Annotated in this window: 9 protein-coding genes, 2 tRNA genes and 6 pseudogenes; 12 read left to right on the forward strand and 5 right to left on the reverse strand. The window is 30.9% G+C overall.

Annotated elements, in window-relative coordinates:
* Positions 1 to 9 precede the first annotated feature (9 nt).
* Both PWK10_RS05205 and mtnA read right to left on the reverse strand, forming a co-directional pair.
* Positions 10 to 663 (reverse strand): class II aldolase/adducin family protein, encoded by a 654-nt coding sequence (locus PWK10_RS05205; protein ID WP_274767607.1) that lies wholly within the window; start codon positions 661 to 663, stop codon positions 10 to 12.
* Between the two features lie 4 nt (positions 664 to 667).
* Positions 668 to 1,695 (reverse strand): annotated as a pseudogene (gene mtnA / locus PWK10_RS05210) (S-methyl-5-thioribose-1-phosphate isomerase).
* A gap of 381 nt (positions 1,696 to 2,076) precedes the next feature.
* Between mtnA and thpR the strand changes: the two are divergent.
* From thpR to PWK10_RS05230, 4 genes and pseudogenes are all read left to right on the forward strand, one after another.
* Positions 2,077 to 2,625 (forward strand): RNA 2',3'-cyclic phosphodiesterase, encoded by a 549-nt coding sequence (thpR, locus tag PWK10_RS05215; RefSeq protein WP_274767608.1) that lies wholly within the window; start codon positions 2,077 to 2,079, stop codon positions 2,623 to 2,625.
* 13 nt (positions 2,626 to 2,638) lie between these two features.
* Entirely contained in the window at positions 2,639 to 2,890 is a 252-nt protein-coding gene (locus tag PWK10_RS05220; RefSeq protein ID WP_274767609.1) for a DUF896 domain-containing protein, read from the forward strand.
* 21 nt (positions 2,891 to 2,911) lie between these two features.
* Positions 2,912 to 3,454, forward strand: a pseudogene (locus tag PWK10_RS05225) (5-formyltetrahydrofolate cyclo-ligase); the annotation flags it as partial.
* 120 nt (positions 3,455 to 3,574) lie between these two features.
* Positions 3,575 to 4,905 (forward strand): annotated as a pseudogene (locus PWK10_RS05230) (aminopeptidase).
* Positions 4,906 to 4,926: 21 nt separating this feature from the next.
* Here the strand turns inward: PWK10_RS05230 and PWK10_RS05235 are convergent.
* From PWK10_RS05235 to PWK10_RS05245, 3 genes are all read right to left on the reverse strand, one after another.
* Positions 4,927 to 5,097, reverse strand: coding sequence for a hypothetical protein (locus PWK10_RS05235; protein WP_274767610.1), 171 nt, complete (start codon positions 5,095 to 5,097; stop codon positions 4,927 to 4,929).
* A 224-nt stretch (positions 5,098 to 5,321) separates the two neighbouring features.
* On the reverse strand, positions 5,322 to 5,519 hold the full coding sequence (locus tag PWK10_RS05240) for a hypothetical protein (RefSeq protein ID WP_274767611.1): 198 nt from the start codon (positions 5,517 to 5,519) through the stop codon (positions 5,322 to 5,324).
* 454 nt (positions 5,520 to 5,973) lie between these two features.
* Positions 5,974 to 6,060: transfer RNA gene (locus tag PWK10_RS05245), tRNA-Leu, on the reverse strand.
* Positions 6,061 to 6,617: 557 nt separating this feature from the next.
* Between PWK10_RS05245 and aroC the strand changes: the two are divergent.
* The 8 genes and pseudogenes from aroC to PWK10_RS05285 all read left to right on the forward strand — a co-directional run bounded on the left by aroC (position 6,618) and on the right by PWK10_RS05285 (position 12,998).
* Positions 6,618 to 7,771: pseudogene (gene aroC / locus PWK10_RS05250) on the forward strand (chorismate synthase).
* Positions 7,731 to 8,248 (forward strand): annotated as a pseudogene (locus tag PWK10_RS18390) (RNA polymerase sigma factor). Before aroC ends, PWK10_RS18390 begins: the two co-directional pseudogenes overlap by 41 nt.
* Positions 8,249 to 8,279: 31 nt before the next feature.
* Complete coding sequence (locus PWK10_RS05265) at positions 8,280 to 9,059, forward strand: hypothetical protein (protein WP_274767612.1); 780 nt, start codon at positions 8,280 to 8,282, stop codon at positions 9,057 to 9,059.
* A 182-nt stretch (positions 9,060 to 9,241) separates the two neighbouring features.
* Positions 9,242 to 9,633, forward strand: a pseudogene (locus tag PWK10_RS19490) (PIN domain-containing protein).
* Between the two features lie 29 nt (positions 9,634 to 9,662).
* A complete protein-coding gene (gene polA, locus PWK10_RS05270; protein ID WP_446715336.1) occupies positions 9,663 to 11,723 on the forward strand; it encodes a DNA polymerase I in 2,061 nt (686 codons plus the stop codon).
* A gap of 8 nt (positions 11,724 to 11,731) precedes the next feature.
* Positions 11,732 to 12,340 carry a dephospho-CoA kinase gene (gene coaE / locus PWK10_RS05275; RefSeq protein WP_274767613.1) on the forward strand — a complete coding sequence of 203 codons (609 nt, stop codon included), beginning with the start codon at positions 11,732 to 11,734 and terminating at the stop codon, positions 12,338 to 12,340.
* Positions 12,337 to 12,834: a lytic transglycosylase domain-containing protein gene (locus tag PWK10_RS05280; protein ID WP_274767614.1), complete on the forward strand. Its 498-nt coding sequence runs from the start codon at positions 12,337 to 12,339 to the stop codon at positions 12,832 to 12,834. The genes coaE and PWK10_RS05280 overlap by 4 nt, the downstream gene beginning before the upstream one ends.
* 81 nt (positions 12,835 to 12,915) lie before the next feature.
* Positions 12,916 to 12,998: transfer RNA gene (locus PWK10_RS05285), tRNA-OTHER, on the forward strand.
* Positions 12,999 to 13,126: the final 128 nt, after the last annotated feature.

Consider the following 13,126-nt stretch of genomic DNA (forward strand, 5'->3'; position numbering starts at 1 on the left):
TATGCAGCCTTATTTTATCATTTCATTTTTGCTATATATGTTAAGATAAATATCCCTCATCTTTTCAACTTCTTCTATTGCTAAGGGTTTTGGCATTCCAATTTGGGTTGCAAGGATATATATTTTTGCTGATTTTTCAAGTATTTGACAAACATTAAATGCTTCTTTTAAATTTCTTCCGAGGGATATTGCACCATGGTTTGCCAGCAATACAGCGTTTTTACTTTCTAATACTTCTAAAATATTCTCTGCAAGTTCAGATGTTCCAGGAAAGGCGTATTTTGCACAAGGAACCTCTCCACCTATAATCATAGCCATATCTTCTATGATTGCAGGGATGTTTTTCCTTGTAACAGCAATAGCAGATGCATAAATACTGTGGGTATGTATAATAGCCTTAACATCGCTTCTATATTTATATATTTCTGAATGAACAGGCAATTCAGTTGATGGACGATGATTCCCTTCGATTATATTGCAATTCATGTCACAAATTACTATATCTTCTGGAGTTAGTTTTTCATAGGGAATACCGCTCGGGGTAATTAAAATTTTATCCTCTAATCTTGCACTTATATTTCCCCAGGTTCCAAATACAAGACCGGATCTTTTTATCTCCTGGCCATAAAAAATTATTTCTTTCTTCAGACTTTCAATGTCCATTGTATCACCTCATGATTTTAATATTTTCCTCAAAGGGAGGATAGATAACTCCTCTATCAGTGATAATAGCAGTAATATTTTCGTTAGGCGTAACATCAAAGGAAGGGTTGAAAACTTTAACGTTTTCTGGAGCGATTCTAACATTAAATATTTGTCTTACTTCCTCATGGCTACGCTCTTCGATTGGTATTTCTGCGCCGCTTTTTATATTTAAGTCAAAGGTAGAGTAGGGCGCAGCTATATAAAAAGGAATGCTATGAGCCTTTGCAAGGACAGATAGGGAATAGGTTCCAATTTTGTTTGCTGTATCTCCATTAGCAGCTATTCTATCAGCACCAACTATTATTGCATCAATTAAACCAAGCTTCATTACATAACCTGCCATATTATCGGATATCAATGTAACATCTATTCCATCGCTCATCAGTTCAAAGGCAGTTAATCTTGCACCTTGAAGAAGTGGCCTTGTTTCATCTGCAAAAACTTTAATTTCTTTACCCATTTCTATAGCACTTCTAATAACGCCCAGGGCAGTTCCCCAGCCTGCTGTAGCTAAAGCACCAGCGTTACAGTGGGTTAAAACAGTGCATTTATTGGGAAGCAACTTAGCACCATACTCTCCAATTTTTTATTAAGTTTAAGGTCTTCATTAAATATTTCATTGGCTTCATTTTCCAATAGTGTAATTATATTTTCATTGTCATTTTGCAATGCAGAGTAAAATTTATCCTTCATCCTACTTAATGCCCAAAACAAATTAACAGCTGTTGGCCTTGTTGAGGCTAATGTTTCAAATACCCTTTGCATATCCTTTTCAAATTTTATTTTATCATTTGAGTAAACTTCCTTTGCACCAAGAACAACTCCATATGCTGCTGCTATTCCAATAGCAGGTGCTCCTCTAACCACCATACTTTTTATACATTCTGCTACATCTATAAAACTGTTACATTCTATGTATTTAACTTCTATCGGAAGGAGCCTTTGATCTAAAAGATTAAGTTTAAAGTTGGACCAAATTATCGGTTTCATATCTATTTCCCCTTTGTTTTAAACTTATAAGTTCTTGAGTTGCAAATTGTTAATTGTATGATTTTTTAATTAATAAAGTTTTATTTACTAATTGACAAACAATTTTTTATATAGCTCATAACCAATGCAATAGTAGCATAACACAAATTAGTTTTCGCTGCAAGGACAACCTTTGCAACCTTAGTCATACTAATTAACTTTTAAATAGTATTCTTAATTCAGTATTTTAAGGTTATAACAGGAGATTAAGCATCCGCTTCGGAAATTATGGCTATCCTTATCAATTTCAATCTTTAAAGTTGTTTACATTATTATTTTTTTCCTTTAGTATATAATTATAGCACTATTTAATGGTAATTTTAAATATTTGGTGGTGATATTTTGAGGACTTTCATTACCTTTGAGTTTGATAAAAGAACGAAGGAGGAAATTGCAAAGGTTCAAACTCTTATAAAGGAGAATTCATTTAAGGGGAGATTTAAGCACATAAATAATTTCCATCTAACAATTAAATTTTTAGGTGAAACAGATAACGAAACTATAGATGAAATTTATGAGGAACTAATTAAAAACTTTAAAGATATTAACAAAATAAATGCTTATTTAAAGGGAATTGATGCCTTTAGAAGTGGCAATAATATTAAAACGATATTTTTAAATGTATGGGGCGAGATTGAAAAAATTAAAGAAATTGCAGTAAGGGTAGATGATATTACAAACAAGTTTGGATTTAAAAGGGATAATAAGTTTATTCCCCATGTTACGATAGCGCAGGATGTTGAGCTTAAGATCCCTTTTGCTGAATTAAAGGGCAAATTAGAAGATATTTGCATTGATAAGATAATATTTGATAAAATTGTTATCATGAAAAGTGAAGAGATAGATAGGAAAAGAATTTATACTCCTTTAAAAACATTATATTTACGTTAGAAAGGATGATATTATGATTACAAAGGAACAGATTAAAAGAATTAATGAACTTTATAAAAAACAAGTAGAGGGAACGTTAACAGAGGAAGAAAAGAAGGAACAGGCATATCTTAGAAGACTTTATGTGGATTCAGTGAAAGAAAGCTTAAAGGCTCAGCTTGATAATATAAAAATTGTAACGCCGGAAGAATATGAAAAACTTCAAAAGAAAACAAATGCACTTGTGGGCATGATCATTGCCAACATAAGCATTAAATTTGGGTGATTATATGAAAAAGAATTAAGAAGGGAATTGATTAAAAAGCGATTAGAAATGTCTAAAGATGAAGTAGAAACAAAAAGTAATAAAATAATGGATAGATTAATTGAAATACTTAAAGATAAAAAGATTAAAAACATAATGCTTTATTATCCTATAAAAAATGAAGTCTCTACTCTAAAACTTGCTTTATTTTGTTTTGATATGGAAATTGGAGTAATTTTCCCTAAATCCATTAAAGAAACTTATACTATCTTGCCATGCAAAATTAAATCCTTCGATGATTTAGAAGAAGGTGAATATGGAATACCTGAACCGAAAATTTTTGAAATAGTCAATAAAAATGATATCGATATTGTAATAGTTCCTGGCGTTGCCTTTTCAAGGTCGGGTTATAGATTAGGCTATGGAGCAGGATATTATGATAGATTTCTTTCTGATTATAGAGGAATAAAAATAGGTGTATGCTACTCATTTCAAATTTGTGATTCTGTTTTTAATGAAGAATATGATGCCAAGATGGATGCTATAGTGACAGAGAATGAAGTGTTTGAATTTACCGAAATTTAATGATAGAATTAAATTGACTAAATTTTAAGGAGGTAAGTATATGGAACACAATAAGCTTGAAACCCTTACAAAAAATATGAATATGTTTGGGATAAGATTGGGGAAAATGAAGTTAAGGAAATGATGGATTTTGCTGAAAAGTATAAGGATTTCATGAATAAGGCAAAAACTGAAAGAGAAGCTACAGCAGAAATAGTTAGGATGGCAAAGGAAAAAGGTTTTATCGATTTAAACGATGCTATTGCACAAAATAAGAAACTTTCAGCAGGGGATAAAGTTTTTGCAGTTAACAAGGAAAAGGCAGTAGCTTTATTTGTAATTGGGGCAACTCCCATGGAAAAGGGAATGAATATAGTAGGGTCACATATAGATTCACCAAGAATAGATTTAAAGCCTAATGCACTTTATGAAGATGAAGGTTTCGCATTACTTGAAACACATTATTATGGTGGTATTAAAAAATATCAGTGGGTAACAATACCGCTTGCCCTTCATGGCGTTGTTGTAAAAAGGGTGGAGAAAAGGTTAACATAGTTATTGGAGAAGATGAAAATGACCCTGTTCTTTACATAACCGACCTTCTAATACACTTATCTGCGGATCAAATGGAAAAGAAATTAGCAAAGGGTATTGAAGGAGAAGATCTAAATGTTCTTATTGGAAGCAGACCAATAGAAGATAAAGAGGCAAAGGGCAGAATAAAATTAAATATTTTAAGAATTTTAAACGAAAGATATGGAATTGATGAAGAGGATTTTGTTACTGCAGAATTTGAAATTGTGCCAGCTGGTAGAGCAAGGGATGTTGGTTTAGATAGAAGCATGGTAATGGCTTATGGCCATGATGACAGAGTTTGTGCTTATACTTCTTTAGAGGCAATATTGGAGATTGAAAAACCAGAAAAAACATGTGTGGCGCTATTTGTAGATAAAGAGGAAATTGGAAGCAATGGAGCAACAGGAATGCATTCAAGATTCTTTGAAAATGTTGTCGCAGAAGTTATGGAATTGATGGGTGAATATTCAGAGTTGAAATTAAGAAGATGTCTTGCAAATTCAAAGATGCTATCATCTGATGTTACTGCTGCTTTTGACCCGATTTATCCAAGCGTTCTTGAAAGAAAAAATACAGCTTATATGGGCAAAGGTATAGTAATAACAAAGTATACAGGTTCAAGAGGAAAATATTCATGTAACGATGCTAATGCAGAATTTTTAGGTTATCTAAGGGACCTATTCAACAAGTATAATATAACTTGGCAAACTGGCGAACTTGGAAAAGTCGACCAAGGCGGTGGCGGAACAATAGCTTATATACTTGCTGAATATGGAATGGAAGTTGTAGGCTGTGGTGTAGCACTTCTTAGCATGCATGCTCCTTGGGAAATAGCAAGTAAAGCTGATATTTATGAAACTTATAAAGCTTACAAGGTATTTTTACAGTATGCATAAAAGGCAGGTTGTCCCTGCCTTTTATTTTTGATAGTTTTTAAGTTCCTGTATTATCTTAGAAGCGTCATCTTTGGTCCATTCTTTGCTTTCATTTTTGCCTGTAAGTTCTTGAGTTAATTTTTTAAGATCCTCATCATTTATATTTTTATCTTTAGCAAGTTTTGCTATATAATTTTTGATTTTGTGTTGCATAGTCAACCTTTTCTTCTTTAACTTCAACATTTTCATCTGTAATGAGCATTTCCTCCATGTCTTCAATGTCTTGAGTAAAAATTCCAGAAGTCCTTGTCGCTGATAGAGTAGCATCTATTAAGGCTCTTTTTTGGCCATTTTTAATATGGTGTTTACAATTGTATAGGGATTTTGTCTTGCAAATTTTGTTTCTTTGCTATTGCAGGAACCTAATCCTTCAGAAATTATTTCCCCAGTTTTTTACTTCTTAAGGAACACTTGCAAAGATAGTAGAAAAAACCTTCCTTCCAGTTTTCAACTTTTTCCAGTATATCAACGTTTATTGTAAAGCCATATAGATTACACAGCTTTTCAGCCCCAGGTTTAAATAAACTAGGTTTGGGGCTTCCTGGAATTTTACCGTAATCTTCTCCTTCCTTCATTTGGCTTTTTATAAAATTTTGTATAAGTTTAAATTGTTCTATTTCTCTTTCTATTATCTTTTCGTTAAGGGATTCTCTTTCATCATATATAATTAAATTTTTTCTAGGTTATCCATTTTTACACCTCCACCTCTTAATTATATTATACTTCATTGAGAGAGTTTTAAAATAAAAACTGCTAATAATAAATACTAAATTTATTTGAATATTATCACAAATTTTTGGTTGTGAATAGAATAATTAAAAATATCAAGGGGGATAGGTTATATGCTTATAGAAAAAGATTGTCTAATAGTATATTTATTGGAACGTCTATATGTCATGGTATTAAAAATTGATGCTAATAAAAGTGATGATTATGAAAGGGGATATATAAAAGGATTTAAGGATTGTATTGAGGAAGTAAACAAATATCAGGAGTATATAAATAAAAAGGTGGCATATAAGCCACCTTTGGTGCCGAAGGCGGGAGTCGAACCCGCACGGGTGTTACCCCACCGGATTTTGAGTCCGGCGCGTCTGCCAGTTCCACCACTTCGGCAAGGACATTTATATATTAACATGGAATTTTATTTCAGTCAATATATTATTTATTATTTTTGCCCTTCTTGGTTTTGGCTTTGGTCTGCCAATGACCTCCTTTTTTTGTTTATTTTTCAAAACTAATAAGATCAACAAAGGTTAAAGTAATTAACGAAACGATAATCATTTGAAGCCATTGAACAATAGGAAGTTTATAAAGATTACCTAAAAACGGAGGTAAAATAAAGAATATGATAAGTAATATGATTAAATGATGCTTTTTAACATTGTATTTAAAAATATAGGGACGCAAAAATTAAAAAGAACTAATGAAATCAATACGATAGCTAAAATAATTCCAAGTTGAGTCCAGAACATATTATTCCCCTTTCATAAAAAAGTAAAGCAGTTACAAAAATTATTATACCAATAAATGAATATATTAACAATATCAATTTATATTGAGTTGTGGTAAAATATTCTTAGGTTAGAAGTGAAATACAAAATAAGTCAAAAAATGTCGAAAAGGTGATGGGTATGTTAAGATTTTTAGATGCAGGTGAATCCCATGGCAAAATGTTAGTGGCTATCATAGAAGGATTTCCATCAAATGTTGAAATAAATATAGAAAATATAAATCGACAGTTAGCAAGAAGACAAAGGGGATACGGTAGAGGAGGAAGAATGCTTATAGAAAATGATAAAATTGAAGTGATATCAGGGATAAGAGGTGGCAAAACTACCGGGGCACCAATATGCATAGCTATTCATAACAAAGATTATGAAAATTGGAAAGAAATCATGGATATAGAAAAGGAATATAAGGAAAAGATTATTGTTCCAAGGCCAGGCCATGCAGATCTTAATGGAATTTTAAAATATAATTTGGATGATATAAGAAACGTTATTGAAAGGGCAAGCGCAAGAGAAACAGCAATAAGAGTTGCAGTTGGTGCAATTTGTATGGAACTTTTAAAAATTTTTCACGTCAAATTTATTAGCAGGACGGTTAGAATTGGTAATGTTGCCGATGATTCAATAATTGAGGAATATTCAGATGAAATATTAAATAGAATAGAAAAGTCCCCAGTAAGATGTTTAGACAAAGAAAAAGAGCAGGAAATGATAAATTTGATTGAAAATATTAAAGAGGCTGGTGATACCCTGGGGGAGCTGTAGAAGTTATAGCCTTTAATGTTCCACATGGACTAGGTAGCTATTCCTTTTATGATAGAAGGATGGATTATATGATTTCAGGAGCAATGATGTCTATCCAGGGAGTTAAAGCGGTAGAAATTGGAGATGGTTTTGAAGCTCCAAATATTTTAGGAAGCCAGTTTAATGACAAAATAACTTATGAAGGTGGAAGCTTTAAAAGAAAAAGCAACCACTTAGGAGGAATTGAAGGTGGAATAACAAATGGTATGCCGCTTGTTGTTCGCCTTTATATGAAGCCGATTCCTTCCATAAGACAAGAATTTGAAACGGTTAATTTATTGGGAGAAAAAGTAAAAAGTAGATACGAAAGATCAGATGTTTGCGCTGTTCCAGCTCTAGCAGTAGTTGCTGAAAACGTATTGGCCTTTGAAATAACAAAAGAAATATTAAATAAATTTTCAGGGGACAGTTTAGAAGATGTTTTAAATTCGTTTTATCATTATAATTTAAGGGTTGATAGGGGAGTAGATTATGGAGGAAACATTATTAATTCAGCAGTGCAAGGAAAATGATATAGATGCCTTTGAATCTTTATTTAAACAGTATGAAAACAAAATATATAATATAGCGTATTATATTTTAAAAAATGAGCATGACGCAATGGATGTTACTCAGGAAGTGGCTCTTAAAATATATAGATCTATTTCAAACTTTAAAGGCGATAGTAAACTTTCAACTTGGATTTATAGAATTACCTATAATACTTGTCTGGATTACATCAAAAAAGAAAAGAAGACCTTTCATTGGATGAATATATAGCCATCGAAGGTGAAACTATAGATAATACCGAAGATACATATGAATCTAATGAACTTAGGAATATAATTAAAAATTGCATTTTGAAGTTAAATGAGGATTTTAGAACAATTATTGTCCTAAGGGATGTGCATGGCTTTTCATATCAAGAAATAGCAGGGATATTAAACATCGAGGTTGGAACTGTTAAATCAAGACTTAACGTGCTAGAGAGGCACTTAAGAAGGAATTAATAAAGAATGGTATTGTAAGGGGGCAAAAAGCATGAAGGAACAAAATTACATTTCAAATCTCTTTAACGATGAAAAGGATTTTGAGGGAGGTCTTTTGAGAAGTTTAGAAATTACGCCACCACAAAATATGCATGAAATAGTTATGAATAAAGTTAGAACATCGGAAAGAAGATATAGAAACAAATTATTATTTAGAAGATACGTATCAGCAGCTGCTGCAGCCTTTATATTTGCAATAGGTATAGGAACATACTTTAATAGAAGTATAAACAAAGAATCTGAAGTTAAAATAGTTTCTGAAATAAATAATCAAAAGGAAAAGGTTAATATAGAAAACATAATTTCAGAAAACAAAAAGGTAGATGAAAAAGTAGAAGTTACAGTAAAGGATAATAAAACCAATGTGACAATAACTAATAGACAGACTAAGCCGGTTCTAAAGAAAAATGTAAAAGATTCTAATGTAAATAATAAAGAAAATAACGCCAAAGAATCTCAAAAGGAAGATGTTCTTGTTGTAGCTTCTTCAGATAAATACGACTTTAAAGCAAATGACAATAACCTTCAGACTTCTCTAAAGTCTACAACTTTAGTATATAATTATGAAATTATTTGCAGTAAAGAAAATACACAAATAGTTGAATATTTATTATCAAATGCAGTAAAGGTTTCAGAAGAAATTTACTCCATAAATAAAGATAAATTTGAAGAACTAAAAGCATTTTTAAGCAATAACGGTATAGAACTTAAAACAGTAAACGAAGTTTCAAACGATGTTAATGAAATTAACATAAAACTAGTTTTAAAATAACCCTATCAATTCCTCCTTGCCAAATTTGGCAAGGAAATTTTTGTTTCATTTAACATAATTGAGAATTTAATATATAATTTAATATATAAAAATTAATTTAAGGAGAGAAGGTTATGACTAAGAAAATTATAATTATAGATTCCAATAGTCTATTGAATAGGGCATTTTACGCATTGCCTCCAATGAATACATCAACGGGACAACCTACGAATGCGGTTTATGGATACACTGTTATGCTCATTAAAATAATCCAGGAAATGAATCCAGATTATGTTATTGCTGCCTTTGATAAAAGTAAGAAGAACTTTAGGCATGAAAAATTTATTGAATATAAAGCGGGAAGAAAAAAATGCCTGATGAGTTGGCACAGCAAATAGAACCTACTAAAGAAATATTACGTGCCTTTAATATAGAAATTTTAGAGTTAGAAGGATACGAAGCTGACGATATAATAGGGACGATTTCTAAAGGATTTTCAAATAATGATTTTAAGGTCAATATAATTACAGGGGATAGGGATGCATTGCAGCTTGTTGATGATAATATAACGGTATTAATGACAAAAAAGGGATAACTGAGCTTGAAGTATATGGTGTAGAAGAAATAAAACAAAGGTTTGGCATTGAACCTCAAAATATTATTGACCTTAAAGCTTTGATGGGTGATGCATCTGATAATATCCCTGGAGTTCCAGGAATCGGTGAAAAGACAGCACTTAAGTTATTACATCAATATGGAAATCTTGATAATATATATTCGAATATTGATGAAATTAAACCAGAAAGAATTAAAAATTTATTATTGGAAAACAGAGAAGTTGCATATCTTAGCAGGGAACTTGCGACAATAAAAATTGATGTTCCAATAGAAATTAATTTAAATGAAGGCATTTTAAAATATGATTTAAATAAAGTTATAGACATTTTAACAAAGTATGAATTTAAGAGTATAATATCTAAAATTAAAAAAGAGGAAAATGAATCTAAAATAGAAGAAATAAAATTTGTTGATGATATAAATGAGATTGAAAAGATAAAGCAAGAAATATTTAAAGAAGGACAATTTGATTTTTGCTTAATAGAAGAAAATAAAAAAGTAGTAGGAATGGTAGTAAGGAATTTTAAAATAATTCCTGCAGCATTAATTGATAAATTTTATGACATATTTATGGATGAAAAAATAATAAAAAATACATATTCATCAAAGATAGCTTATAAGTATTTAAAAGAAAGACAAGTAGAGATAAAAAACTTAGATTTTGATGCAGAAATAGCTGCCTATGTCCTTAATCCTTCATTAAACGATTACTCAGTAGAGTATATAGTGAATAAATATTTAAATAGAAATATAAGCAAAGAAAAGTTGCTTTACTGCTATGGGGTTTTTATTAATAATATAGTTACAATAAAGGGAAAACTCATGGAAGAAATTGACAAACTAAACCTTGCAATCTTATACAAAGAAATTGAGCTACCACTTGTAGAAGTGTTGGCTGAAATGGAGATCAATGGTTTTAAGGTTGATAAGGAAACTTTAAACAAAATAGGGTTTCAGTTAAGCGAGGAAATAGATATATTAACAGGACAGATATATGATTTTGCAGGCGAGGAATTTAATATAAATTCGCCAAAACAACTTGGAGTTATTTTATTTGAGAAACTTAATCTTCCTGTGATTAAAAAAACTAAGACAGGATATTCGACTGATGCAGAGGTCCTTGAAGAATTACTGCCCCACCATCCAATCATTGAAAAGATAATACAATATCGACAATTAATAAAATTAAAAACAACATACATTGATGGTTTAATGGATGCAATTTCTGAGGATGGGAAAATACATTCTAACTTTAATCAAACAGTTACTGCCACAGGAAGAATTTCAAGCACGGAACCTAATCTTCAAAATATACCTATAAAATTAGAACAAGGAAGGCAAATTAGAAGGGCCTTTGTTCCTACAGATGATGACTATGTCATTTTATCAGCCGATTATTCACAGATTGAGCTTAGAGTATTAGCACACCTTTCTAAGGATGAAAACCTAATAGATGCATTTACAAAAGGACAGGATATTCATACTAGAACTGCATCAGAAGTTTTTGGGGTTAAAATGGAGGAAGTAACTCCTTTACAAAGAAGCAGAGCAAAAGCAGTAAATTTTGGTATAGTTTATGGTTTATCAGATTTTGGCTTAGCAAAGGATTTAAAAATATCAAGAAAAGAAGCTAAGGAATATATAGAAAATTATTTTGAAAGATACAAAGGAGTAAGAAAATATTTAGATTGGATTGTTGATTTTGCAAAAGAAAAGGGATATGTAACAACAATTATGAATAGAATAAGGTATATTCCGGAGATTCGTTCAACCAATAAAGCAGTTAAGATGCTCGGAGAAAGGCTGGCTATGAACACTCCTGTTCAAGGTTCTGCGGCAGATATTATAAAAATTGCAATGATTAAAGTTTTCAAAAGGCTAAAGACAGAAGGATTAAAGTCAAGAATAATACTTCAGGTTCATGATGAATTGATTATTGAAACCTATAAGGACGAATTAGAAAACGTAAAAAAAATAGTTAAATATGAAATGGAGAACGCCATTAAACTTGTTGTTCCACTTGTGGTTGATATCCATGTAGGAGATAATTGGTATAATGCAAAGTAGGTGATATTTTGATAGTTTTAGGATTAACTGGTGGCATTGCGTCGGGAAAGTCAACAGTTTCACAAATGCTTAAGGAAAAGGGGTTTCCAATTATTGATGCAGATATTATTTCGAGGGAGATCTTAAAAATTGGAGAGGTAGCCTTTAATAGGGTAATTGAAAGTTTTGGAATTCAAATATTAAACCCTGAAGGAGAAATCGATAGAAAAAGACTAAGGGAAATAGTTTTTAATGATAATGAAAAGCTAAAAACATTGAATGAAATAACTCATACTGAAATCCTTAAAAGAATTAATGAAAAAATAAAAATTTATGATACAAAGGGATATAGATTATGTGTTGTAGATGCAGCACTGCTGATAGAAACAGGATTTTACAAACACGTTGATTTTGTCTTACTTGTTTATTGCGATAGAGAGACCCAATTAAATAGGCTAATGAATAGAGATGGATTAACTTATGAACAAGCTATAAGAATGATTAACTCTCAGATGGATTTTGAAGAAAAGAAAAAGTATGCCGATTATATAATTGATAATAGCAAAGATTTAGAGAACACTAAGAAACAATTGGACTACATTATAAATAGCATTTTAAAGCATGGAGGAGATGAATGAATAAACGGAAGTTATTTCTTTTATTACTTTTTCTAATTTTATTTTTAAATCTAAAAAATATTTTTAAAATCTTTTATCCGATAAAGTATAGTGAATATGTTGTAAAATATTCTGAAAAATATAGTGTTGATCCCTACTTAATATATGCACTTATAAAGGCAGAAAGCAATTTTGATGAATTTGCATTGTCCCATAAAGGTGCAGTAGGCCTTATGCAAATTACTCCTAATACCGGTAGATACATTTCTACTTTACTGAAGGAAAAAAACTACAAAGATACAGATTTATTTGATCCAGAAAAAAATATAAAATTTGGTGTATTTTATTTTAAAAAGCTATACAGCGATTTTGGAAATGATTTAAATTTAGCTCTTGCTGCCTATAATGCCGGGGAAGGAAATGTTAGAAAATGGATGATAAATAATAAGCTCAAAGAAGAGATGCTATTTAAAGAAACAAAACTATACATTAAAAAAGTAAAAAATATTATATGATTTATAAATGGATTTACCAAAACGAAATTTTATAAAAAGTGTTGACAAAAAGATTAATTTTGCTAATATATATTGTGTCAAGCGGAGATGGCGGAATCGGCAGACGCGCACGTTTGAGGGCGTGTGGGTATCCCGTGCGGGTTCAAGTCCCGCTCTCCGCACCAAAAGTGATAATATGGACCTTGTATGACAAGGTCTTTTTTTATGCCTTAAACAAAATAGTCCACATTTTGTCTAATCTAAAGAGGCATATAACAGATAATAAGTTATATTTTTAACAATAATTTTTAAA

The sequence above is a fragment of the Caloramator sp. Dgby_cultured_2 genome, from assembly GCF_028872215.1.
GTDB lineage: Bacteria > Bacillota > Clostridia > Clostridiales > Caloramatoraceae > Caloramator > Caloramator australicus.

Bases quoted from the DNA above. Each gene is read 5' to 3' on its own strand.
- PWK10_RS05205 (WP_274767607.1), bottom strand. From the start codon at position 663: ATGGACATTGAAAGTCTGAAGAAAGAAATAATTTTTTATGGCCAGGAG.
- PWK10_RS05220 (WP_274767609.1), top strand. From the start codon at position 2,639: ATGATTACAAAGGAACAGATTAAAAGAATTAATGAACTTTATAAAAAA.
- PWK10_RS05235 (WP_274767610.1), bottom strand. From the start codon at position 5,097: ATGCAACACAAAATCAAAAATTATATAGCAAAACTTGCTAAAGATAAA.
- PWK10_RS05240 (WP_274767611.1), bottom strand. From the start codon at position 5,519: ATGAAGGAAGGAGAAGATTACGGTAAAATTCCAGGAAGCCCCAAACCT.
- PWK10_RS05265 (WP_274767612.1), top strand. From the start codon at position 8,280: ATGAAGGAACAAAATTACATTTCAAATCTCTTTAACGATGAAAAGGAT.
- PWK10_RS05280 (WP_274767614.1), top strand. From the start codon at position 12,337: ATGAATAAACGGAAGTTATTTCTTTTATTACTTTTTCTAATTTTATTT.